Origin of the sequence: Nonlabens sp. MIC269 (assembly GCF_001430865.1) — a bacterium.
Lineage (GTDB): Bacteria > Bacteroidota > Bacteroidia > Flavobacteriales > Flavobacteriaceae > Nonlabens > Nonlabens tegetincola.
The window spans coordinates 1289192-1312998 of record NZ_CP011373.1; the positions used below are offsets into that span (position 1 = coordinate 1289192).

The following is a 23807-nucleotide window of genomic DNA, read 5'->3' on the forward strand; positions in this document are numbered from 1 at the left end:
AATAAAAGTAGTTTTTTATTCTTAATTACAAGAACCGCACCATTATGAAATGATTATTTTTACCCTATAATTTGCCCTATGAAGGTTTTACATCTAGACGAGAACCACCCTATTTTGATTCAGAAACTGTCTGATTTTGGATTTCAAAATGAATGCGATTTTAACTCTTCAAAAGAAGAAGTTGAAAAAACAGTTGAACAGTACGATGGATTAATCGTACGTAGTAGATTCCCTATTGATCAAACCTTTCTAAAAAAGGCCAAAAATCTTAAGTTTATAGGAAGAATAGGTGCTGGATTAGAAAACATAGATCTTGAAACCGCAAGCAAGTTGGGAATAGTATGCTATAACGCACCTGAAGGTAACCGCAATGCAGTAGGCGAGCACTCACTAGGAATGTTACTAGCCCTTTTTAATAAACTACATACAGCAGATTATGAGGTGCGCAACGGCCTTTGGCAAAGAGAAGAAAATCGCGGCATCGAGGTAGATGGAAAAACCATTGGATTAATAGGTTACGGAAATATGGGTAAAGCATTTGCTAAAAAACTTAAAGGGTTTGACTGCAAGGTGATTTTTCATGATTTAAAGTCAGGTTTACAAGATGAAAATGCCAGCCAGGTAACTCTTGAGGAATTACAGCAACAGGCAGATGTTCTCTCATTGCACACACCACAAACTGATCTAACGATAGGAATGGTGAATGAAGATTTTATTAACGCTTTCGCGAAAGCGTTCTATCTAATTAACACTGCAAGAGGAAAGGCGGTTGTAACTAAGGATTTAGTCACGGCCTTGAGGAATAAAAAGATATTAGGAGCTGGATTAGACGTACTAGAATTTGAAAAGAGTAGTTTTACATCATTATTTGAAAATGATACCATGCCACCAGAGTTTAATGAGCTTATAAGTATGAAAAATGTGATATTAAGTCCTCACGTGGCTGGATGGACGATTGAATCAAAGTATAAATTGGCAGAAGTTATTGCCGATAAAATCATTAAGAATCATGGCTAGAGTAACCGGATTAGGAGGAATATTTTTTGTTTGTAACGATCCTGAAAGAACAAAACAATGGTATCAAAAACATTTGGGATTAAATACTGATCAATATGGATGCACTTTTTTTATGTCAGAAGAAGTAAAAAGAGAGCCCAAAGCTAGTCAACAGTGGAGTCCTTTTCCTGCGGATACTACTTACTATCCAAAAGATCAAAAATTCATGATTAATTATCGTGTTGATAATCTTGAAGAATTATTAGCAGACTTACAAAATTCTGGCATTCAACAAGAAGGAGATATGCAGGAATTTGATTATGGTAAATTTGCTTGGATCATAGATTGTGATGGTAGGAAAGTTGAATTGTGGGAACCTAAGCAAGAAGAATTATTTGAAAAACAGTAATATTGTAACATTAACAACCTTAATAACCAATAATTATGAGCGAGGAAAACAATCCCTTTGACAAGGCAAAAGAATCTGCATCGGATGCCTATGACAGCACAAAAGAAACATTTAATGAAGCCGCTGATGCTGCAAAAGAAAGTGCACGAGACTTTCAACGTGGCTTAAATGACACGGTAAACAATGGAGATAATAAAAAATTACTTGCAGGACTTTTAGGAATTTTCTTAGGGAGTTTAGGTGTACACAAGTTTATTCTAGGTTATCAAAAAGAAGGGTTCATTCTTGCTGGACTCACAGTGATAGGATGGATTACGACCTGTGTATTTTTTGGTATATTCATAGTTATGGCTACTTATGCAGTAGGTTTAATAGAAGGTATTATTTACCTGACCAAGTCAGATGAAGAGTTCTACAACACTTATCAAGCTGGTAGAAAACCTTGGTTCTAACAAATAAAATTATTTAAATTAAAAACCGCCATTTTTAAAATGGCGGTTTTTTTTATTCAGAATAGGTAGATTTTGAATCTCCATTTTTAAAATATTTAGACTCCATTTCTGCTTGAAATTCCTCCATCACAGGTTTTACCGTACTTTCTGGCAAATCAGCAATTCGTATGTACATAAGACCATCAATAGCGTCATTAAATAAAGGATCTACATTAAAAGCTACGACCTTAGCATTTTGCTTTACATATTTTTTAATGAGTACTGGCAACCTTAATTCATTAGGCTCTAGCTCATCAATAAGCTTATCAAATTTATTTAAATCAGCCTGAGATTCGTCAAAAATGAAATCCTTATCAGCATCGGCCAACTTAACTTTAAATTCTTTTTTAGGCTTTATATATTGTGCGATATAAGGATCGTAATAATTACTTCTCATAAATTCAATCATCAATGATTTTGAAAAATTTGAGAATTTATTGCTAATACTCACTCCGCCAATTAGGTACTTGTGCGACGGGAAACGTAGTGTACAATGCACAATTCCTTTCCATAACAAAAACAGTGGCATAGGCTTTTGTTGATAGTCCGATGTAATGAATGCTCGTCCCATCTCTATACTCTCGCTCATCATTTTGTGTAACTCGTTGTCAAACCTGAAGAGTTCATTTAGGTAAAAACCTTCAATACCATATTTCTTGTAGATCTGTTGCCCCATTCCCATACGATAAGCACCAGCGATACATTTTGCATCCTTGTCCCAGAGGAACATTTGATGATAATAGGAATCGTATTTGTCTAAATCAATAGATTTATTAGTCCCTTCACCTATTTTTCTAAAAGTAATTTCACGCAGCCTACCAATTTCATGTAAAATCTTTGGAATAGATTTACTTTCAGCTAGAAATACCTCATAGTTTTTAGAGATCAATAACCTCTTGTCGTTCTCTCTTAGGTATTCAATTTCCTTTTCCATATCTTCAGGCTTAACGTGACCTACGATACGCTCAGGAGCTTTGGGAAGTTTTATGCTTTTAGGTAAATCAGTAAACTTTTTACCTGATTCATCGTATGCTCTAGAAAGCATGTACGTTTTTTTTCTAAGAAAATCAGTAAACTCTCCTAGATCGGTATACTCTTGCTGATGTTTTACATGGATTGCATTTCCTACTCTTACTTTAATAACTCTCTTTTTCTGAGTTAATAATTCACTAGGAAGTTTTGCAGTACGCAATGTGTCAGAAATCTTTGCAAGTCTGTAAAATAACCTGCTGTTCTTTGCATGAAAATAGATTGGAATAACAGGTACTTGAGCACGATGTATGAGTTTCATTGCCGCCTCTTCCCATTCTTTATCTACCACCAATTTACCATCTCTATAAGTTGAAACCTCACCAGCAGGAAAAATCCCTAGAGGTTGATCTGCTTTTAAATGCCTAATAGCTTGCATAAAACCTGCTGTGCTGCTTTTTGCATCCTTATGATTTTCAAAAGGGTTTACAGGCATTACATAAGGCTTTAAAGGCTCTATACGATGTAATAAAAAGTTTGCAACAATTTTAAAATCGGGTCTTCTATCTAGAAGTAATTTAAGTAATAATATACCGTCAATTCCACCCAAGGGATGATTGGAAATAGTTATAAACGGTCCTGTTTTTGGTATACGTCTTAAATCCTCTTCTGGAATTTCAAAGGAAATTTGTAAATCATCCAGTAAGGCATTCAAAAATTCTGAACCTTGCAGATGTTTAAATTTATCATACTTTCTATTTAAAGCAGAAAGTCTCAAGATTTTCATCAACGACCAACCGCCTAAAGTACCTAATGCACCGTATTTATCAATATTTATCGCTTTTGCGACCTCTTTGGCAGTTACAAGTCCCATAAAATAAAGTCCTGGTCAATTAATAGATTGACTCACAAATATACTATAAATGTTAAGTCACTATTGTTTAACGACAACCTGCAGGGTTTCTTGTGTGCGTTGTTTTAGTAATACCTGCTGCTCATTTTCAATACTAGCTACTTTTTCACCATTATAATGTCTAATTGTATATAAAGCAACATTCTTTACCACACTTACGTCGTAACGTTCTTGTAATCTAGACAATAGAACGTTTATTAGACTGTATTTATCTTCAACACAAATTGAAAAACTTATTGCCGAATTTTGTAATAAACCTACCTGCATTTTAGCCTCGCTCAACTCGTGAAATATTTCCGAAATATTTCCTTCACCTATAAAGCTAAAATCTCTAGAAGAAACTCTTAAAAAGATCAAATTCTTACGCACGATATAGCAAGGAATTTCAGGTAATAAGGTATTTGAGTGAGTAATCGTTGACCCGTTTTCTTTAGGATTTAAAAAAGACTTCACATGTAGTGGTATACTCTTTCTTTGTAAAGGCTGTAAAGTTTTAGGATGGATGACACTCGCTCCATAAAATGCTAATTCAATAGCCTCGTTGTATGGGATTTTTTCTAGCAAAACAGTGTCATGAAACACTCTAGGATCTGCGTTTAAAACACCAGGAACATCCTTCCAAATAGTGACACTTTCGGCATCCAGACAATATGCAAAGATAGCAGCTGTATAATCGCTTCCTTCTCTACCTAGCGTGGTTGTAAAACCATTGTCATCGCTTCCTATAAATCCTTGAGTAAGGAACGAGGAGCCACTTATATTTTTAATAGCATTTTCAGTTTCCTGCCATTGCACTCCAGCATCCCGGTACTTAGTATCAGTTTTAATTAATTCTCTTGCATCCACCCATTGCACAGGAATGTTACAGGCATTTAAAAAAGCTGCAACAATTTTAGTTGAAATAAGTTCTCCATAACTTACGACTTGATCGTATAAAAAACTGTAATTTTTTGTTTTATTACGTAACAACTCGCCCTTTAAAGCTTCAATAATTCCTTTAAGTATATTTTTTAATCCGCTTTCGCGAAAGCGTAATACCTCATCCTCATTTATGAAATCTGTAACCTCTTCTAACTCTACAATAATTTCATTATGTTGCTCGTAGAGTTTATCAATCAACTTAAGATAGGAATTATCATTTTTTTGATATCGTGCAAGTATTTCTTCAAGAGCGTTTGTTGTTTTACCCATTGCTGAAACTACCACTCCTAAATCACGAAATCCAGTAATACGCAATACATTAACTACATTTCTTACACCATTTGCATCTTTAACCGATGCTCCACCAAATTTGAATATCCTCATTACTGTTTGTCAATATAAGCCGTTAAAGAACCGTGATCCATTTGAACAACACGCCACTCGTCAAATACTGTTGCTCCAGTATTCTTGTAAAAATCAATAGCGTGTGTATTCCAATCCAGCACTACCCATTCTACTCGCCTTGCACCCTTTTTTAATGCGTGTTTAAGAACTTCATTGTATAAGGCTTTTCCTAAACCAACTCCTCTCATTTCTTGAGTAACAATTAAATCTTCTAAATGAATTGTAACACCTTTCCATGTAGAAAATCTGGGATAGCACAATGCCATTCCTTCAATATTACCTTTATATTCACCTACAAAGCAAGTAAAAAGAGGATTATTTCCTGTCCCGTTTTGAATTAAATCTTCTATTGAAATTTCAACTGCATCGGGCTCCTTTTCAAAAAGGGCTAATTCATTAATTAATTCAAGAACTCTAGAAAAATCTTGTTGGGTGGCCTGTCGAATGTTTATCATGGTTTTTTTGCTAAATTAAAGTCTAGTAGAGTATAATTCAAAAAAGTTAGCACTACATCGTTGTAGTTACCTGCATTTATTAAGATATTTGCAGCAACGATATAAAATATGGCTACCAAAAACCAATCCCTAGGAGAATTTATTATAGAACATCAAGCTGCATTTCCTTATAGTAGCGGTGAATTAAGTAGACTTATCAACTCGATAAGACTAGCAGCAAAGATGGTTAACCACGAGGTTAACAAGGCTGGTCTGGTAGACATTACTGGTAGTATAGGTGAAATCAATACCCAAGGTGAAGACCAACAAAAATTAGATGTTTTTGCAAACGATACTTTTATAAGGACATTGACTAACAGGCAAATCGTTTGTGGTATCGCAAGTGAAGAAAATGACGACTTTATAACTATTGAAGGTAACGATGGTAACCACGCAAGTAAATATGTGGTACTTATGGATCCACTTGATGGTAGTTCAAACATCGACGTAAATGTGTCAGTAGGAACTATCTTTTCCATCTACAGAAGAGTAACACCACCAGGAACACCGGTACAACTGGAAGATTTTCTACAACCAGGTAATCAACAAGTTGCAGCTGGATACATTATATACGGAACATCTACAATGCTAGTTTACACTACAGGTCATGGTGTAAATGGATTTACTCTAAACCCAGCGCTGGGAACCTATTATCTTTCACACCCTAACATGCAATTTCCAGAAGATGGAAGAATTTACAGTGTTAATGAAGGTAATTATGTGCATTTTCCACAAGGGATTAAAGATTACATAAAATATTGCCAAATGGAAGAAGGAGATCGACCTTACACTAGTAGATATATAGGAAGTCTTGTAAGTGATATTCATCGTAACATGATCAAAGGTGGTATTTATATGTACCCTAAAAGCAGTAAGGCAAGTAATGGAAAACTACGCCTTCTCTATGAGTGCAATCCTATGGCATTTATCGCCGAACAAGCTGGAGGAAAAGCCAGCGATGGCCATACAAGAATCTTAGATCTTAAACCAGAAGAACTTCATCAAAGGGTACCATTTATTTGCGGAAGCAAAAACATGGTTGAAAAGGCTGAGCAGTTTATTCAAAGAATACCATAATTTAATAAAAAATGGTATTTTAGCTATTTGAAAATGTATTGAGATGGCCCAACCTGAAAAAAATACCCCTAACGAAGCTGTTGTAGATAGTAATTCAAAATTAGAGGCTATAAAAAACCTCATTTTTGGAGAAAACATACAACAATATGATTCTGAATTTGAACTACTTAAAAAAGATCTTCAGAAAAAAAAGCAGGAACTTCAAGATTTAATCGACGATGCTAGAGAAGAGCTATCAAAAAGTATTGATAGTTTGTCAACTGATCTAAACATTCGTCTTACTGATCTTGAAAGCAAGATGGAAGATCGACTAGACGAGCTAGATGATGCTAAAACTAGTCGAAAAATGCTTGGAGATTCATTAATAGAACTTGGGGAGAAAATTAAAGCCCAGTAAAAGGTTCCTTGATGAATACCGATGAGAAATTAGAACTACTAAAATCTCTCTTACTTACTGACGAACGTGAATATGCACAGAGCATTTCTGTAAAAATCAGTAAGCTGGAAGAAACTTTGCGTGAACGTGCTAAACTTTCAGAAAAGGTATCTCCAATAATACAAGACGAATTACTAGAATTTACCGAACGTATTCCTCAAGAATTAGGACCAATTATTACCGAGACTTTAAAAACTCAAATCGCCGAATCAAAAGATCAAGTTGTTGAAGCCCTATACCCCATTATGGGGCAAATGATAAAAAAATATATCGCACAAGAAATTAAAATTTTATCTGAGCGTATAGAGCAAACTACTCAGGACGTATTTTCAGTTCAAACCATTAAAAGAAAAATAAAGAGTATGTTCACAGGTGTCAAGGAAGAAGAACTTATCATAAGCGATCTTGCCGAGGCAGAATTAGAACAAGTTTTTATAATTGAAAAAGGCTCTGGAATATTATTAGGAAGTTATCAGATTAAAGAAACCCTAGATGAAGATATGATTAGTGGCATGTTAACAGCAATTAAAGCATTTGTAGAAGATGCTTTTAAAACATCCACCCGTAATTTACAGTCTATAGAATATGATTTGTATGAAATTCATCTACATAGTTTTCACCAGTACTACATAGCCAGTGCGATAAGCGGTACATTTACTGAAAACTTGCAAAATAAATTAGAAGATCATAATTTAAAGGTTAGTCAAAACATCAATAAAAATAAACTTATTTCAAAAAGAGAAGAATTACAGCAATTTCTCATAAAGCAATATTCCCAATTTGAATTAGGAAATTAATATGGTATCAAAAAAAATTGTAATAGTAGGAAGTTTTGGAGTTGGTAAAACATCCCTGATAAGAAGGTTTGTAGAAGATCAGTTTTCTGAGGACTATAAAGTTACTATAGGTGTCCATATCATGAAAAAACAACTTAATTTAAATGATAATGATGTTAATCTTATCATTTGGGATACAGAAGGAACAGATGATATTGAAGAAGTGAGACCTGCATACCTACTTGGAACTCATGGGTTTATATATGTAGCAGATATTAGTAGACCAAAAACTTTTAGTAAAGTTGATGAACATTTAAACTTTCTTCAAAATAAATATCAAAAAACCCCTATCTTAAAGGTCGGAAATAAGTCTGACCTAATCCCTAAAGGTATGATGGCCGAAAAGAAAGATGAATTTGATTTTTTAGATATTTTGGTAAGTGCCAAAGAAGGTAATAATGTGCAGCGAATGTTTGAAAGAATCACAAAAATGATGCTTACATGACACCGCACCTAGACATCAATCCCCAAAATTCACAAATAATTGTCCTTGATGAGAACTTTCAAGTAATTTCATCAAACGATATTATTTTTAATCTAAAGGAAGGAAGTAGCATAGAGCAATTCCATCCTTTTTTTACACAGGTTGATTTATACTTTGAATCAGAGGAAAAAAAACTAAACTGTGTTGAAATACATGACAAACTTTTAGACATAAGCTTCAGTAAGAATGCTTCAAATAGAACGATTCAGCTTGTAGATAACAGCGTATTTTATTCTAGACTACAAGAAATTGCTCAAAAAAGAAATGAGTCTTACATATTTAATGAAGTTCTAGAACTTAAAAATGATATGTTAGAGGAGGCTGCCTCCTTCAAAAACAAATTTATTTCAAACTTTTCTCACGAGATGAAGTCACCGCTTACACTGATAAGTGCGTTTTCATCTATGCTAGTGAAAAGTGATTTGCCGCTAGAGCAAAATAAACTTGTAGAAGCTATCTATGAACAAAGTGAAAATTTAAAGAAGATTCTTGAAGATATTATTGAGTTGTCTTTTCTTAAAAGAAATCAGATTGAGCTCAATCCAGAAACAATCAATTTTATAGAATATCTTGAGAATTTTAAGTTTAAATACACAACCAAAGCATCCAATTTAGGATTTTCATTTTCCTTAAAAGTAGGATCTCAAGTACCTGAATACATTGAAATAGATAAGCGTAGGTTAGATCAAATATTGACAAACCTTATAGAAAACGCAATTTATTTTAATAATGGAGAAAACATAGTTTTAACCGTTAAAGAAAATCAACGACGTGCTAGTAAAGCAAGTTTACGATTTAAAATTTCCGGAGAAGGTGTTATTCCAGAAACGGTAGCGTCTAATAATCTTCCTGAACTCTCTAGTGACATTCAGATTAAAGGTTTGGGATTCTCAATAGCCAAAGAACTTCTAGATGTTTACAGTGGTAGTCTGTATATCGAAAAAGACGAATCAGGCAATAGTGTACAAGTAGCAAATTTGAGAGTGAAAGTTCCTTTGAATGTTGATATTCCTAAAGCAGCTCCAACTGAATCTCCAACAAAGCCGACGTTTTCTGAAAAAGCAAAAATTATTATTGCAGAGGACAACGGAATTACACAATACACAGCCATTAAAGTTCTAGTAAATGAAAAGAACTTTAATACAATAGTATTTTCTGATCCTAGAGATTTATTAAACGCCGTTGAAAACAAGGACTATGACCTTATTTTAATGTCATCAAGTCTATCTCAAGTAGACGCGATTGAACTCCTTAACATGATTAAAGAGTTTGCTAACGATCACAATAAAAAAATCCCGGTAATCGCTCTTACGACAGAAACTGACAAAAAGCGAATATCGGAATTTAAGAAATCTGGATTCAAACAAGTGGTTCAAAAACCATATACTGACGACGAATTATTAGAATCCGTTTACAGCAACTTGAAGATTAAAAAATTTATTTAGACTACCTGTCTTTATTTAAAAGGTATCGATAATCTTCAAGTGCTAGATGTCCTGAGAAAATTTCGATACTGCGCTTTACTAGATATTCAGCATCGGCATCATTGTATCCTATGGCTGTTGCATATCTTTTTAGTAATCTGTGCTCATCCTCGTCCATGCTATGATCGGCAAAGACAACTTTAAAAAGATCGTGTAGCCATTGAATGCGCTCCTCATTTGTAGTAGGCGGATTAATTGGGTATTTAGATGGATTTTTTATAATAGCCTCAAAATCAGAATCTGCTATACTCAATTTAGTTTTAATACGTCCCAGTATAACTAATTCCTCATCAGAGATTACACCGTTTGTAATTGCAATATTTACTAATGAAGCTAAATGGCTTTTATTTCTAGTAGATTCTCCTGATTCAAATAAACTTGAAAATGACATAGATTAAATTTAGGCTACAAATATACTTATATCTTAAACTCTAGAAATAAGATTTTTTAGGAAGATGAGCTATCATTTCCTTAACCATATTTTCTAAATCAAAATGGTGTTCCCAGCCCCAATCTTCACGCGCCTCTTTATCATTTATTGATGCTGGCCAGCTATCAGCAATGGATTGCCTGAAATCTGGTTCGTACGCTATTTCAAATTCTGGAATATGTTTCTTAATTTCTTGAGCAATTTGTTGTGGTGTAAAACTCATTGCGCTCAAATTGTAACTTGAACGATCCTTAATTTTATCACCAGGCACATGCATTATATCAACTGTCGCTTTGATAGCATCATCCATATACATCATAGGTAGTGCAGTATCTTCTTTTAAAAAACACGTATATTCTCCTTTGTTGATGGCATCATGAAAAATTTCAATGGCATAATCAGTAGTTCCTCCACCAGGCATTGTCTTCCAGGATATTAATCCTGGGTAACGTATGGATCTAACATCTACACCATATTTGTGATGATAGTATTCGCACCAGCGTTCCCCAGTTTGCTTACTTATACCATATACAGTACTAGGTTCCATTACTGTTTTTTGTGGTGTATTGTCTTTTGGTGTAGTAGGTCCAAAAACTGCAATACTACTAGGCCAAAAGATTTTCTCTATTTTACCTTCTTTACCTAGATCTAGGACATTAAATAAACTATCCATATTTAGATTCCAGGCTTTAGAAGGATATTTTTCGGCAGTTGCACTCAACATTGCGGCCATTAAATAGACATCTGTTACTTCATAATGTGCACAAATATCCTCTACTGCATCAGCATCGGTAGCATCAAGAACTTCAAAAGGACCTGCCTCCATCATTTCTTTATCTCCTTCTCTTATATCGCTAGCTATTACCGCTTCAGCACCGTGCAGTTCACGTAGTTTTGTCGTTAACTCACTACCTATTTGACCACAGGCTCCTATTACTAAAATCTTTGTTGCCATGAATTATAACGTTTGCGCAAATATAATTGCACCAGCTTATCAGATTACTTAACGAATAGGTAAATAAATAAGAAATTATCAATCTTATGTAAGATTTAATTCCGCTTTCGCGAAAGCGAAGTAGAAAAAGCTCCATTTTTTAACAAAACATCTAATAATAACCTAACAGAATTACAAACTTTGTTAACTATTAACACAATTTAATTAAAAACCAAAATGCATTATTATTTCATTATATAAAATAGTTGAGATGAGACTGTACTTTTATTTCAAACAAAAAATAATATTATGAAAAAGATTGGAATAAGTTTAATTGTAGCCGCTGCCATGGTTGCTTGTAATAATGAAAAGAAAAATACGGAAGAACTAGTAGAAGATGCTGGTAACGAAATGCAACAGGCTTACAATGATATAGGAGATGTATCAAGAGAAAACGTAAGCTATACAGAGAATGAGGCAGAAAGCATGGCCCAAGACATGAAAACAAATGTCCAAGTTATGGACGATGGGAGCGTGAATATTTCAAATTTTACAGCCTATGGAGAATTACAAAATCAGGTAAAAAACCTATCAACATCACCTAATGTACGTGATGAAATGAATAGTGAAAATGCATATCAAGCGTTTCAAACCTTTGTAGAAGAAATGCCAGCTTACTTGAAAACTAATGTTATCATGAAGGAAGTTGATGATGTCGAGAAAGCAATGAAAAAATTAGTTGCAGATCTTGAGGATGAATCAACAAAAGAAAGTACAATTAAAGATCACATCGAGGATATTCAAGAAGCTGTAGAAGATTTAAATGATGAAATTGTAGATGCCAGATTGAGATTTGACGGTTATGAGGATGAAGAGCTTGCAAACTATGCAGACTTTGTGAGTAATGTAAACTATGATGATGAAGGTGTAATAACGATTGTAGATTTTAATGATTACGAGACAGTGAAAACGGACCGTATGAATATGATGAATGCACAAGAAGACCAGAAAATTACTTATGCTCAAACACTAGTTACGGATTTTAATTCAATGCTTAACAACATGCCTGAGTACTTAAAAGTAGATGATGTTATGGATGCTGTAGAAGATGTTCAAAAAGAAATGAAAGAATATCAAGATGAAAAAGCCACAGCTACTTTAGATGAAAATCTTGAAAATTTAGAAGAAATTGATGAGGCTCTTTATGACTTAAACAAAGAAATGTTGAAAGCTCGTAAAAAGTATGACGAGAATCGTAGAGATGCTATTGAAGAATATTTAGAGGAATTGAACGACACTGATGAACCTATGTCACAAAGGTTGAAAGAAGCTCGTGAAGAGTATAATGAAGAAATGAATGACTAATTAATTAGTGGGAAGCAATGTAAAACCGCACTTTATTGTGCGGTTTTTTTATTCTAGCAATATTAGCATCTTTGTAATAATGAAAGACTTTCCTATACTACTAATATTTTTTGTTCTATTTTCTTGTAAAAAGGAAGAACAAGCAGTCGCAGTTACCAAAACAGATCCTAGTGCGTTGACTTTTGCGCAAAGTAAAATGCAACTTATTGGTAAAGCACAACAAGAAGTTATCGCTTGGTCTAATTATGAAAGATTTAAAAATCTATTAGAAAATTTAGACCATACACCTGTGGCAGCTCAAAACTTATATGATGCAGCCCAAGATCTTTCAAAAGATATACCAGAAGAGTTAAACAGTCAGGAAGTAGTTAGCAGAATTAAACTAGTTATTACTCGTGCAGGTATTTACAATAGTTATATAAACTATTCCAACGTGGATGATAATATTCTAGTTAAAAAACACGCTGACCTAATTGAATCATGGGATATGTTGACCATAATCATAAATGAAAAAATAAACATTTATGATAAAATAAAACAAGAAACGCTAGAAGACTTGAAAATCATAAATCAAGCAAAACAACCGGGAACAGATTCACTTGACAATAATCTACCAGGATAAATAACATCTACCAGCCCGGCTTTAAATGAAAATAACATGAGCAGGGAACCATTATTAAAATTTACAGAACGCGGCATATATTGCTCTGCGGCAAATGTGTATCTAGACCCATGGAAACCTGTTGACAAGGCTTTAATCACACATGGTCATGCAGATCATTCAAGATGGGGAAATAAAAGGTATATTACTCATTTAGATAATTTACCGATTATCAAACATCGCTTGGGAGAAATTAACGCAAGTGGTGTTAATTATGACGAGTCATTTAATATAAATGGTGTTACCTTTTCCTTTCATCCAGCTGGCCATATTCCTGGCTCATCCCAAATAAGAGTTGAACACAAAGGCGAAGTATGGGTTTTTACTGGTGATTATAAAACAGAAAATGATGGTATTTCCGTGCCATATGAGCCCATTCGTTGCAACACTTTTATAACAGAATGCACCTTTGGATTACCAGCATTTAAATGGCGTGATCAAAAAGATGTTATGCATGACATCAATACATGGTGTTCTCAAAATAACAAAGAAGGTAAAACATCAGTTCTATTTGCTTATTCGTTAGGCAAAGCTCAAAGACTCATTAAGCATCTAGACACTTCTCAAATGAAAATTTATTGTCATGGTGCTGTTTTCAAAATGACAGAAGTTCTTAAAGAGTTAATCAACTTTCCTGAATTCACGTTAATTACCAGAGAAACAAAAAAAGAGGAACTCATAGGAAATATTGTCATTGCTCCACCTAGTGCTCATGGGTCATCATGGATGAGAAAATTAGTCCCGTATGCAACTGCAAGTGCTAGTGGATGGATGACATTCAGAGGAGCGAGAAGAAGAAGAGCTATAGATAAAGGATTTGTACTTTCTGATCATTGTGATTGGGATGGATTGCTATCCTCTATTGAAGCTACTAGATGTGAAAATGTAATAACAACGCACGGTTATCAAGAGATTTTTGCTAGATACTTAAGAGAAGAAAAAGGGTTGAACGCTATTTCAGAACGCACACAGTATGAAGGAGAAAACCTTAATGAACAAGAGGATTTATCCACTAATACCAGTAACACATGAAACAGTTTGCCGAACTCATAAGAACCATAGATGGAACTAATAAGACTAATCTTAAAGTTCAAGCGCTCACCGAATATTTTAAAAATGCTCCAGAGCAAGATAAACTATGGACTATCGCTATTCTTTCTCACAGAAGACCTAAAAGACCAGTAAACACAACTCAGTTAAGAGAATGGGCTACTGAAATAAGCGGCATCCCTAGCTGGCTATTTGAAGAATCCTACCACATCGTAGGTGACCTAGCCGAAACCATCGCCCTCATTTTACCTAGTTCAAACAACAGCACAGACAAAAGCTTATCTACAGTAATCAAAGAACTAATCGAATTGAGAAAAAAAACCGATGATGAAAAAAAAGCTTATTTAAAAGAAAACTGGCTAGGCCTTAATTATTATGAACGATTTGTTTTTAACAAGATAATGACCGGCGGTTTTAGAATCGGAGTCTCACAAAAGTTGATGACAAGAGCTCTTTCAAATGCCACAAATATTGACAAGGATATTCTTGCTCATAAATTAATGGGCAGTTGGACAGGAGAAAATACCACCTACAATGAATTGATTTTTGAGGACAATGAAGTAGCTAGAAGAGGAAAGCCTTATCCTTTCTATCTAGCTTATGCAATTGAAGGTGATATTGAGGACCTAGGAGATGTTACCCAATGGAGTGCCGAGCATAAGTGGGATGGAATAAGATCCCAAACCATTGTACGTAGCGACGAAATATTTATTTGGTCACGAGGTGAGGAATTAGTGACGGATAAATATCCCGAATTTCAATCTTTCGTAGAATACATTCCCAACGGGACAGTTATCGATGGTGAGATTTTACCTTATAAAAATGGAGAAATACTAAATTTTAACGACCTCCAAACAAGGATTGGTCGTAAAACTATAGGTAAAAAATTGTTACAAGATGTTCCCGTTGTTATAGTCGCCTATGACCTGCTAGAATGGCAAGGTAAAGACATTAGAGATCAACCATTTGAGGAACGTCGCGCTCTTTTAGACCAACTTGTTTTAGAAACTAGAAAAAAAGCTAGTATACAAGAACCTGATTCTGATTTTCCTTTATTACTTTCTGAAACTATGAGCTTTTCAACTTGGGGTGAAATGGGTGAAGAGCGTGCGCTTTCGCGAAAGCGAAAAAGTGAAGGTCTTATGATCAAACATAAAAAAAGTCCTTATCAAGTAGGCCGAAAAAAAGGTGATTGGTGGAAATGGAAAACCGACCCTTATAGTATTGACGCTGTTCTCACATATGCAATGCGAGGACATGGTAGGCGTGCAAACCTGTTTACAGACTATACCTTTGCTCTATGGGATAATGGTGAATTAGTCACTTTTGCCAAGGCCTACTCTGGCCTTACAGATGCCGAGTTTAGGAAGGTAGACGCGTGGATTAAGAAAAACACATTGGAACGATTTGGTCCAGTGCGCAGTGTAACGCCGCATCATGTTTTTGAAATTGCTTTTGAAGGAATCGCTCCTAGTAAAAGACATAAATCGGGTGTAGCTACAAGGTTTCCTAGGATTTTACGATGGCGACATGACAAAACCATTGACCAAGCAAATACGATCGAGGACCTCAAAGCTCTTATTCCAAAAGATGGAGATTTGATTTAACTTACTCTACCCATAAGTTTTAGACTGAAATTGGTAAGTTCCTCTTTTGCTTGTTCTGGAATATCAAGACCTTTAATATCTTGTAAAGCCTTTTCAGTGTAAGATTTTATAGCCTCTAGAGTGGCTTGCGCTCCACCACTTTTTTCAAAATGAACCTTAACTTGTTCTTTTTTATCATCGATCTCATCCATGGTCATGTCTAGATGATTAACAGCAAACCATGTTTTTAAATCGTGAGTATGCTCTAGGTTCTCTATACTTTTTAAGTATAGATACGTCTTTTTATTCTCTCGTATATCACCACCAACTTCTTTCCCAAAAGTTGCTGGATCACCAAATGCGTCTAGATAATCATCCATTAATTGAAAAGCTAATCCTAGGTTTATTCCATAGTCGTAAACCTTTTGTTGTTCCTCTTCATTTTTTCCAGCGATAATAGCTCCCATTTGTAACGCACATCCTACTAGAACTGATGTTTTTAACTTAATCATGTTCATATATTCAGCAATCGTAACATCATCCCTACTCTCAAAATCCACATCAAATTGTTGACCTTCACAAACCTCTAGTGCGGTTTGAGAGAATAATGTAGTGAGTTGCTTAAAAGTACCTGCATCGTACTCATCAAATAGTTGATAAGCTATAATTAACATGGCATCACCACTTAAAATACCTGTGTTTTCATCCCATTTTTTATGAACAGTAGGGTTACCACGTCTTAAATCTGCCTGATCCATTATATCATCGTGCAACAAGGTAAAATTATGAAACACCTCAACAGCCAGTGCCGCATTAAGAGCCTTATCAATACTCTCACCATACATTTGTGCACTTAATAAGGTGAGCAATGGTCTTAATCGCTTTCCTCCTAAATCTAGAATGTAGTGAACAGGATCGTACAATCCTTTAGGCTCGTTATGATTTATAGTTGATTTTAAATGTTTTAGAAAAACTTCTCTTAACTGTTCTAGTGATTTCATGCTGTAAAAATAAGACAGACCGGCAAGTAGTTGATAAAAATGTTTCCTACATGTTAAACAAATGTAAAACTTAGGAAACTATTTTTGTTTTCAAAGTTTCCAATAGGTATATTTGCACGCTGAAACAGAAGCAGGAAAATGTCGCAATTGAAAGATCAAATTATCAAAAAATCGCTAGAGATGTTCCTTACACTAGGTTTTAAGAGTGTAACTATGGATGACATCGCAGCAAAATTGGGTATGAGTAAAAAAACTCTTTATACCCATTTTAAAAACAAACAAGAACTTGTAGCTCACGCATCACTTCATATGTGTAATACCATTTGTGATGGTGTGGATAATATTATAGAGCAATATGAAGACAAACCTATCGAGGAGCTCTATGCTGTAAAACGTTTTGTAATGGAAGAAATGAAAGGAGATCAAACTAGCTCTATTCATCAATTACAGCGATACTATCCCGAGGCTTACAAACCGGTGCACGATATCAAATTTCACTACATGGATTCTTGTATCAAAAAAAATGTGAATAACGGTATCAAACTAGGAGTGTATAGAAATAATGTAAATCCTGATTTCATCGCTCGCATATATTTTATTGGAATGCAAGGGATAAAAGACATTTCCATATTTCCAACAAACGAATTTCCCGTAAATGATTTATATGACGATTATCTAGAATATCACTTACGAGGAATCCTAACTCCTAAAGGAAGACAAATATTAAACCAAATCATAAATTCTAATCACGATTAAATGAATAAATCTGTTCTATATATAATGGCTTTTATGGGTCTCGCTTTCGCGAAAGCGTACTCACAACAAACCGTTCCAGACACCTTCAGTCTACAAGAAGCGATAGACTATGGTTTAGAAAACAATTACCAAGCAATTAATGCACAACGAGAGGTCGCCAAAGCATTGAAGCAAAAATGGGAAACCACAGCTACGGGACTACCACAAATTAATGGATCAGTTGATTACACCAATCAATTAAAACAACCTGTAACTCCATTACCTGGTGAGGTTGTAGGTGGACAGCCAGGAACTTTTGTGCCTGTTGTGTTTGCGCCAAAACAATCTATGAACTTAACAGCCACTTTATCACAATTAATATTTGATGGAAGTTACCTTGTGGCGCTCGAGGCTTCTAAAACATTTTTGGATTACTCAAAAAATGCAGATAACAAGACTAAACTAGAAGTACGTAAAGGTATTATAAACGCCTACGGTGGTGTCTTACTAGCACAAGAAAACGTTGCCATCCTAACTCGTAATAGGGACAATCTAGACAGTAACTTAAAAGAAACGCAAGAGATTTTTAAAAATGGCCTTACCGAGGAAGAAAGTGTTGAACAACTACAAATCACACTAGCACAAATTGAGAATCAGCTAGCAAATGCTAGACGTCAAGCAGATATTGCAATGGACATGCTTAAATTATCTTTAGGGATTGATTTATCTGAACAAATAAGCCTGACCGATGACCTAGAATCCTTAACAAAACAACACTTAGATCCTAGTATCACACAATCTTCCCTAACTCTAGAAGAAAATGTCGATTATCAAATTGCATTAAATTTTTCTGAACAGCGTCGATTGGAATGGAAACTAGAACGAGCAAAATCACTTCCTACCGTTTCAGGATTTGTAAACTACGGTACTCAAACTTTTGATGATGAATTCGTGTTCTTTAATAGTGATCAGCCTTGGTTTCAACAGAGTGTGGCTGGAGTAAGCATTCAAGTCCCTATATTCAGTTCCTTTGGTCGTAAAGCTGCTCAAGACAGAACAAAAATTGCGTGGGAACAAGCACTTACCGATCTTGAACGAACTGAGCAGGAATTAAACCTCAATTATCAAACAGCTGTAAACAACTATCAACTAGCAATTGACACATATCAAACTACAAAAGATAATTTATCCCTTGCTGAGCGTATAGAGAACAAAAACTCGGTAAAGTTTAAAGAAGGTATTGCTACTAGCTTTGAATTAAGACAAGCACAAACACAGTTGTACAGTACTCAGTCAGAATATCTTAATAGCATGTACCGTGTTATTCAAGAAAAAGTAAACATTGAAACACTACTTAATACACCTAAATTTAAATAAAAACACCCATCCTAATAATTATCCTATCATGAAACATATTTTAACCATAGCAGTTGCTTTATTTCTGATTTCTTGTGGTGGAGAAAAAACCGCTGAAGAATTAATTGCTGCTGGAGACAAACAAGCTCTTGCAACAAAAAAATCTGAATTAAAAAAACAAAAAGAGACTATAGAAAAAACGATTGCTAAAATTGAAGCTTATGAAAAAAAGAGTAAAGGCGAGGCAATTAAAGCACAAGTAAGTACTATGGTGTTAAAAGACACCCTATTTAATCATTATGTAGAACTGCAAGGTAGTGTTGATACTAAACAAAACATCACTGTAATGCCTGAGACAGCTGGATTACTTACCCAAGTTTATGTAAAAGAAGGACAGCAAGTGTCAAAAGGTCAACGACTAGCTAGGATTGACGATGGTGGTGCCGCTCAAAACCTAGAACAAATGAAGGTACAAGCTCAACTGGCTAAAACTACCTATGAGCGTCAAAAACGCCTTTGGGAACAAAACATAGGTTCAGAGATTCAATATCTGCAATCAAAAGCTAATTATGAAGCTCAAGAGCGCTCAATAAACGCAATGCAACAACAACTTGCCAAAACAGTAGTAACAGCACCTTTTTCAGGAACTATTGACGACGTCATTACAGAACAAGGAAATGTGGTGAGTCCAGGTATGCCTCTATTCCGATTAGTAAGTCTTAAGGACATGTATCTTAAAGTAGACGTTCCAGAAACTTACTTGACCGCAATTAATAAAAATACTGATGTTATAGTTGAATTCCCAGTTTTGGGTGAGACCGTTAAGAGTAAAATAAGACAAACAAGTAATTATATTAACCCGTCAAATCGCTCATTTTCTATAGAGGTTCCTGTTGACAATAAATCTGGTAACATCAAACCTAATCTTACAGCAAAACTGCGTATAAATGATTACACCTCTAAAAATGCGATTTTAGTTCCTCTTAATGTAATAAACGAGAATCAAGATGGTGATCAATATGTGATGGTTACCGCTCAAGGCGAAAACGGATTAATTGCAAAAAGACGTGAGGTAACAACAGGGAAAGCTTCTGGTGATTATATCGAGATCCTAAGCGGTCTTGAACCTGGTGATGAAATCATCACTGAAGGTGCTCGTAGTGTAAAACCAGATCAAGAAATTAATATTATAAACTCATAAGTATGTCAAATAAGAAAAACAGTGACAAAGAGTTTAAACTCTCATCTTGGGCAATTGACAACAGTGTTGTTGTTTATGTCATGATGGTAATAATCTTCTTTCTAGGATTAAATGCTTACAACAGCATGCCTAGGGAAGATTTTCCAGAAATTAAAGAAACAAAAATTTACATCTCAAGTGTTTGGCCTGGAAATACGGCTGAGGACGTTGAACGATTAATTACCGATCCCTTAGAGGATAAGCTCAAAAATATTAGTGGCGTAACAGAAACTGAATCTACATCTCAAGAGGACTATTCAATAATCATTGTTGAATTTGATGATGATATAGCTGTAGAAGCTGCTAAACAACGTGTGAAAGACGAGGTAGACCAAGAATCTGCTGGTGAAATTGAAGATATAGAGCAAATTAAACAAGTAGACATACGCGGTGCACAAGATCTTGAAGTAGAGATTGCTGTTGATATATATAAAATGACAGCAGCCAAGGTAAGTTTTGATAATATCTTAAATACGGTAAGAGGAGGAAATGCAACCGTAAGTGCTGGTAATTTAAAATCGAGTGGTCAACGACGTACTATTAGAATTATAGGAGAAATCGACAACCCTAAAGAATTAGAAAATTTTGTAGTCAAAAATGAAAATGGACCTATTTACCTAAGGGATGTAGCTACCATCAAATTTGAAGAAGAAGACAAAAACACATTTGCAAGGGAATCAGGTGATCAGGTAGTAATGCTAGACGTAAAGAAACGTTCTGGTAAAAACATGATTATTGCGGCAGATAATATACGTGAGGTAATTAAGGAGTCTCAGGATTCCGGCGCATTGCCTTCTGACCTAGAAATCACTGTGACTAATGATTTATCTAGCAAGACACTTAATCAAGTAGATGACCTAGTTAATAATATCATTTTTGGTATTCTACTGGTGGTAGGTGTTTTAATGTTCTTCTTAGGGTTTAGAAATGCCTTGTTCGTTGGTTTTGCAATACCTATGTCTATGTTCATGTCCTTTGCCATTATCAGCCTATTAGGTTACACCTTAAACACAATGATATTATTTGCTATGATTATGGGGCTAGGAATGCTTGTTGACAATGGTATTGTGGTTGTTGAGAATGTTTATAGGTTGATGGATGAAGAAGGCATGTCACGTATCGAAGCTGCAAAAAAAGGAGTAGGTGAAATCGCCATTCCAATTATTATTTCTACTCTAACTACAGTTGCGGCATTTGTTCCATTAGGTTTATGGCCAGGTTTAATGGGACAGTTTATGATTTACTTCCCAATTACTCTTTCTATAGTTTTAGGAAGTTCCTTGTTTGTCGCAATATTCTTTAACTCCATGCTAGTTTCAAAATTCATGGAAATTGATGACCGCAACCTGTCAGTAAAATCCTTAATATACCTAACCGCTATCATGGTTCCTCTAGGAATATTTATCTTATTAGTAGGTGGACCTGTATCTGGTTTAGGTTCTTTAATGATACTTGTAGCGGTTTTATTTTGGCTATATAAGTTTGCTATCAAACCTCTTACTCGTGGATTCCAACGCACGTTTTTAGTATGGTTAGATAATCTATATGAGCGATTTTTAAGATTTGCATTAAGCGGTATAAAACCATACATCTTTATGATTGGTATGGCGGTTATGTTTGTGGGAATTTTAATGGCATATTTTGGGTGGTCTGTTGCATCTGGAAGAACTAAAATTGAATTTTTTCCAGATAATAAGCCTAATCAAATTATTGTTTACATAGAATATCCTCAAGGAACTTCAATTGAAAAAACAAACAGTATTACCAAAGAAATTGAAGAAGTGGTCTATGAAGTGATCAACGATGATTTCTATATGAAAGACGGAAGAAACGTACTTGTAGAAAGCGCTGTTTCTCAAGTAGGAATGGGAGCTGGTAATCCTCAAACAGACGGTGGTAGCTCGGCAGAGATGCCTCATAAGGGTAAAATCACCGCGAGTATGCGTGAATATAAATTTCGTGAAGGAAAAGATGGAGAATTAAGAGATAGTGAAGTTTTACGTAAAAAAGTTCAAGAAACTCTGGAAGGTAGGTTCCCTGGAGTTGCTATTTCAGTAGAAAAAGATGCAAATGGACCACCACAAGGATATCCTGTGAATATAGAATTAGAAGGTCCTGATTACGGTGAGCTTATATCAACAGCAGAACAAATGGTAAAATTCCTCAACACCAGAAATGTTGCTGGAGTTGATCAATTAAAGGTTGATGTAAATAAAAGTAAACCTTCAATGATTGTTGAAGTTGATCGTGAAAAAGCTGGTGAATTAGGAATAAGCAATAGCCAGGTAGGAATGCAGCTTAGAAGAGCAGTGTTTGGTGAAAAAGCGGGAATCTATAAAAAAGACGGTGAAGATTACGACATCAATGTAAGGTTTAACGAAGATCAACGCTATGATCGTAGTGCGATCTTTAATCAAAGAATAACCTTTAGAGATATGGTAACAGGACAGGTAAAAGAAATACCAGTAAGTGCTATTGCCAAACAACGTAATACTTCTAGCTTTAGTGCTATTAAGCATAAGGATGCAAAACGTGTGGTTACAGTATACTCTGCTCTTAAACCAGGTTTCACCGATGCTGGAGCCGTAGTAGAATCAATAAAATTAGAGATGGTCGACTTTACGATTCCAAATGGTATTAAAGTTGACTATACAGGGCAAATTGAAGAACAAGAAAAAGAGATGGCATTTTTAATGAGTGCTCTATTCGGTGGTTTATTCTTGATCTTCTTGATTTTAGTATTTCAATTTGGATCTATATCTAAACCTACTATTATCATGATCGCCATCTTCTTAAGCTTTATTGGTGTTTTCTTAGGGTTGATTATAACGGGAGATCCTTTTGTTATTTTAATGACAATGATGGGAATAATTTCACTTGCAGGTATCGTGGTAAATAACGGTGTGGTGCTTATCGATTATATAGACTTACTTAAATTAAGACGCAGTGAGAAATTAGAACTTGGTGACGATGAAATTCTTCCTAAAAATGAAATGTTTGAAGCTATAGTTAAAGGAGGAAAGGCTAGGCTTAGACCAGTTATATTAACTGCCATCACTACAGTTCTAGGACTTATTCCTCTTGCGATTGGATTAAACATTAATTTCTTTACGTTATTTACTGAATTTGACCCACAAATTTTCATTGGTGGTGACAACGTAATATTCTGGGGACCATTAGCTTGGACTGTTATTTACGGTCTAATTTTTGCAACTTTTTTAACCCTAGTTATAGTTCCTATCCTATTGTACATGGTACATAGAATCAAGATCAGAATTTACAACTGGCGCAACAATAAAAAGTCATCTGAAGTACAAGTAGCGACTTAGATTTCCCCTATTTCATTTGTCGTTACTACGAGCCCGATTCCCTAATCGGGCTCTTTTTATTTAAGTAGGAATTATATATACACTATATGTTATTGACACATATGCAAGAGTAATACGTTTGACCTAAAAGAAAACTTCTCAAACAATAACATTCATTTGAGGCTTTACAGGTAAGCTGTAAATTTTAATTTGAATGATAAATAAA

22 protein-coding genes are annotated in these 23807 nt (G+C 34.9%); 16 read left to right on the plus strand and 6 right to left on the minus strand.

The genetic code is table 11. The features are described from left to right. Positions 1–78: 78 nt before the first annotated feature. The 3 genes from AAT17_RS06105 to AAT17_RS06115 are packed head-to-tail and all read left to right on the plus strand — an operon-like array spanning position 79 to position 1857. Positions 79–1017: a 2-hydroxyacid dehydrogenase gene (locus AAT17_RS06105; protein WP_060523292.1), complete on the plus strand. Its 939-nt coding sequence runs from the start codon at positions 79–81 to the stop codon at positions 1015–1017. Beyond that, positions 1010–1405 carry a VOC family protein gene (locus AAT17_RS06110; protein ID WP_060523293.1) on the plus strand — a complete coding sequence of 132 codons (396 nt, stop codon included), beginning with the start codon at positions 1010–1012 and terminating at the stop codon, positions 1403–1405. The genes AAT17_RS06105 and AAT17_RS06110 overlap by 8 nt, the downstream gene beginning before the upstream one ends. A gap of 35 nt (positions 1406–1440) precedes the next feature. Beyond that, entirely contained in the window at positions 1441–1857 is a 417-nt protein-coding gene (locus AAT17_RS06115; protein WP_060523294.1) for a TM2 domain-containing protein, read from the plus strand. Between the two features lie 52 nt (positions 1858–1909). Here the strand turns inward: AAT17_RS06115 and AAT17_RS06120 are convergent, their stop codons facing one another. The 3 genes from AAT17_RS06120 to AAT17_RS06130 are packed head-to-tail and all read right to left on the minus strand — an operon-like array spanning position 1910 to position 5559. Continuing rightward, positions 1910–3739 (minus strand): lysophospholipid acyltransferase family protein, encoded by a 1830-nt coding sequence (locus AAT17_RS06120; RefSeq protein ID WP_060523295.1) that lies wholly within the window; start codon positions 3737–3739, stop codon positions 1910–1912. 60 nt (positions 3740–3799) lie between these two features. After that, positions 3800–5083 carry an aspartate kinase gene (locus AAT17_RS06125; RefSeq protein ID WP_060523296.1) on the minus strand — a complete coding sequence of 428 codons (1284 nt, stop codon included), beginning with the start codon at positions 5081–5083 and terminating at the stop codon, positions 3800–3802. Next, positions 5083–5559, minus strand: a complete 477-nt coding sequence (locus tag AAT17_RS06130; RefSeq protein ID WP_060523297.1) for a GNAT family N-acetyltransferase — start codon at positions 5557–5559, stop codon at positions 5083–5085. The genes AAT17_RS06125 and AAT17_RS06130 overlap by 1 nt, the downstream gene beginning before the upstream one ends. A gap of 108 nt (positions 5560–5667) precedes the next feature. Between AAT17_RS06130 and fbp the strand changes: the two genes are divergently transcribed. The 5 genes from fbp to AAT17_RS06155 are packed head-to-tail and all read left to right on the plus strand — an operon-like array spanning position 5668 to position 9876. Continuing rightward, positions 5668–6675: a class 1 fructose-bisphosphatase gene (gene fbp / locus AAT17_RS06135; RefSeq protein ID WP_060523298.1), complete on the plus strand. Its 1008-nt coding sequence runs from the start codon at positions 5668–5670 to the stop codon at positions 6673–6675. 43 nt (positions 6676–6718) lie between these two features. Further along, positions 6719–7072: a hypothetical protein gene (locus AAT17_RS06140; RefSeq protein WP_042276221.1), complete on the plus strand. Its 354-nt coding sequence runs from the start codon at positions 6719–6721 to the stop codon at positions 7070–7072. Positions 7073–7083: 11 nt separating this feature from the next. Beyond that, positions 7084–7908 (plus strand): hypothetical protein, encoded by an 825-nt coding sequence (locus AAT17_RS06145; protein WP_060523299.1) that lies wholly within the window; start codon positions 7084–7086, stop codon positions 7906–7908. A gap of 1 nt (position 7909) precedes the next feature. Further along, complete coding sequence (locus AAT17_RS06150; RefSeq protein WP_042276225.1) at positions 7910–8392, plus strand: Rab family GTPase; 483 nt, start codon at positions 7910–7912, stop codon at positions 8390–8392. Continuing rightward, positions 8389–9876 (plus strand): response regulator, encoded by a 1488-nt coding sequence (locus AAT17_RS06155; protein ID WP_060523300.1) that lies wholly within the window; start codon positions 8389–8391, stop codon positions 9874–9876. The genes AAT17_RS06150 and AAT17_RS06155 overlap by 4 nt, the downstream gene beginning before the upstream one ends. Before the next feature lies 1 nt (position 9877). Here the strand turns inward: AAT17_RS06155 and AAT17_RS06160 are convergent, their stop codons facing one another. Both AAT17_RS06160 and AAT17_RS06165 read right to left on the minus strand, forming a co-directional pair. Beyond that, positions 9878–10306, minus strand: coding sequence for a TerB family tellurite resistance protein (locus AAT17_RS06160; RefSeq protein WP_042276229.1), 429 nt, complete (start codon positions 10304–10306; stop codon positions 9878–9880). Between the two features lie 40 nt (positions 10307–10346). Further along, the gene (locus tag AAT17_RS06165) at positions 10347–11300 is read right to left on the minus strand and encodes an NAD-dependent epimerase/dehydratase family protein (RefSeq protein WP_060523301.1); all 954 of its coding nucleotides are present in this window, start codon (positions 11298–11300) and stop codon (positions 10347–10349) included. A 288-nt stretch (positions 11301–11588) separates the two neighbouring features. Here AAT17_RS06165 and AAT17_RS06170 point away from each other — a divergent pair, with 288 nt between their 5' ends. The 4 genes from AAT17_RS06170 (at position 11589) to AAT17_RS06185 (ending at position 15962) form a co-directional block, all read left to right on the plus strand. Further along, a complete protein-coding gene (locus AAT17_RS06170; protein WP_060523302.1) occupies positions 11589–12644 on the plus strand; it encodes a hypothetical protein in 1056 nt (351 codons plus the stop codon). 79 nt (positions 12645–12723) lie between these two features. After that, positions 12724–13266 carry a hypothetical protein gene (locus AAT17_RS06175; protein ID WP_060523303.1) on the plus strand — a complete coding sequence of 181 codons (543 nt, stop codon included), beginning with the start codon at positions 12724–12726 and terminating at the stop codon, positions 13264–13266. Positions 13267–13302: 36 nt separating this feature from the next. After that, entirely contained in the window at positions 13303–14337 is a 1035-nt protein-coding gene (locus tag AAT17_RS06180) for a ligase-associated DNA damage response exonuclease (protein ID WP_060523304.1), read from the plus strand. Next, on the plus strand, positions 14334–15962 hold the full coding sequence (locus AAT17_RS06185) for an ATP-dependent DNA ligase (RefSeq protein WP_060523305.1): 1629 nt from the start codon (positions 14334–14336) through the stop codon (positions 15960–15962). Before AAT17_RS06180 ends, AAT17_RS06185 begins: the two co-directional genes overlap by 4 nt. On the opposite strand, the gene AAT17_RS06190 is transcribed toward AAT17_RS06185, so the two are convergent. Continuing rightward, positions 15959–16942: a polyprenyl synthetase family protein gene (locus tag AAT17_RS06190; RefSeq protein WP_060523306.1), complete on the minus strand. Its 984-nt coding sequence runs from the start codon at positions 16940–16942 to the stop codon at positions 15959–15961. The two genes, AAT17_RS06185 and AAT17_RS06190, sit on opposite strands and share 4 nt — an antisense overlap. 138 nt (positions 16943–17080) lie before the next feature. On the opposite strand from AAT17_RS06190, the gene AAT17_RS06195 reads away from it, so the two are divergent. Genes AAT17_RS06195 through AAT17_RS06210 form a run of 4 tightly spaced genes read left to right on the plus strand, consistent with a single transcriptional unit; the run spans position 17081 to position 23602 of the window. Continuing rightward, entirely contained in the window at positions 17081–17698 is a 618-nt protein-coding gene (locus AAT17_RS06195) for a TetR/AcrR family transcriptional regulator (protein ID WP_042276244.1), read from the plus strand. Next, entirely contained in the window at positions 17699–19054 is a 1356-nt protein-coding gene (locus tag AAT17_RS06200; RefSeq protein WP_060523307.1) for a TolC family protein, read from the plus strand. Between the two features lie 28 nt (positions 19055–19082). Continuing rightward, a complete protein-coding gene (locus AAT17_RS06205; RefSeq protein ID WP_060525024.1) occupies positions 19083–20234 on the plus strand; it encodes an efflux RND transporter periplasmic adaptor subunit in 1152 nt (383 codons plus the stop codon). A gap of 2 nt (positions 20235–20236) precedes the next feature. Next, positions 20237–23602, plus strand: coding sequence for an efflux RND transporter permease subunit (locus AAT17_RS06210; RefSeq protein WP_060523308.1), 3366 nt, complete (start codon positions 20237–20239; stop codon positions 23600–23602). Positions 23603–23807: the final 205 nt, after the last annotated feature.

Coding starts and splice junctions, on each gene's coding strand:
- AAT17_RS06105 (WP_060523292.1), top strand. CDS start 79: ATGAAGGTTTTACATCTAGACGAGAACCACCCTATTTTGATTCAGAAA.
- AAT17_RS06110 (WP_060523293.1), top strand. CDS start 1,010: ATGGCTAGAGTAACCGGATTAGGAGGAATATTTTTTGTTTGTAACGAT.
- AAT17_RS06115 (WP_060523294.1), top strand. CDS start 1,441: ATGAGCGAGGAAAACAATCCCTTTGACAAGGCAAAAGAATCTGCATCG.
- AAT17_RS06120 (WP_060523295.1), bottom strand. CDS start 3,739: ATGGGACTTGTAACTGCCAAAGAGGTCGCAAAAGCGATAAATATTGAT.
- AAT17_RS06125 (WP_060523296.1), bottom strand. CDS start 5,083: ATGAGGATATTCAAATTTGGTGGAGCATCGGTTAAAGATGCAAATGGT.
- AAT17_RS06130 (WP_060523297.1), bottom strand. CDS start 5,559: ATGATAAACATTCGACAGGCCACCCAACAAGATTTTTCTAGAGTTCTT.
- fbp (WP_060523298.1), top strand. CDS start 5,668: ATGGCTACCAAAAACCAATCCCTAGGAGAATTTATTATAGAACATCAA.
- AAT17_RS06140 (WP_042276221.1), top strand. CDS start 6,719: ATGGCCCAACCTGAAAAAAATACCCCTAACGAAGCTGTTGTAGATAGT.
- AAT17_RS06145 (WP_060523299.1), top strand. CDS start 7,084: ATGAATACCGATGAGAAATTAGAACTACTAAAATCTCTCTTACTTACT.
- AAT17_RS06150 (WP_042276225.1), top strand. CDS start 7,910: ATGGTATCAAAAAAAATTGTAATAGTAGGAAGTTTTGGAGTTGGTAAA.
- AAT17_RS06155 (WP_060523300.1), top strand. CDS start 8,389: ATGACACCGCACCTAGACATCAATCCCCAAAATTCACAAATAATTGTC.
- AAT17_RS06160 (WP_042276229.1), bottom strand. CDS start 10,306: ATGTCATTTTCAAGTTTATTTGAATCAGGAGAATCTACTAGAAATAAA.
- AAT17_RS06165 (WP_060523301.1), bottom strand. CDS start 11,300: ATGGCAACAAAGATTTTAGTAATAGGAGCCTGTGGTCAAATAGGTAGT.
- AAT17_RS06170 (WP_060523302.1), top strand. CDS start 11,589: ATGAAAAAGATTGGAATAAGTTTAATTGTAGCCGCTGCCATGGTTGCT.
- AAT17_RS06175 (WP_060523303.1), top strand. CDS start 12,724: ATGAAAGACTTTCCTATACTACTAATATTTTTTGTTCTATTTTCTTGT.
- AAT17_RS06180 (WP_060523304.1), top strand. CDS start 13,303: ATGAGCAGGGAACCATTATTAAAATTTACAGAACGCGGCATATATTGC.
- AAT17_RS06185 (WP_060523305.1), top strand. CDS start 14,334: ATGAAACAGTTTGCCGAACTCATAAGAACCATAGATGGAACTAATAAG.
- AAT17_RS06190 (WP_060523306.1), bottom strand. CDS start 16,942: ATGAAATCACTAGAACAGTTAAGAGAAGTTTTTCTAAAACATTTAAAA.
- AAT17_RS06195 (WP_042276244.1), top strand. CDS start 17,081: ATGTCGCAATTGAAAGATCAAATTATCAAAAAATCGCTAGAGATGTTC.
- AAT17_RS06200 (WP_060523307.1), top strand. CDS start 17,699: ATGAATAAATCTGTTCTATATATAATGGCTTTTATGGGTCTCGCTTTC.
- AAT17_RS06205 (WP_060525024.1), top strand. CDS start 19,083: ATGAAACATATTTTAACCATAGCAGTTGCTTTATTTCTGATTTCTTGT.
- AAT17_RS06210 (WP_060523308.1), top strand. CDS start 20,237: ATGTCAAATAAGAAAAACAGTGACAAAGAGTTTAAACTCTCATCTTGG.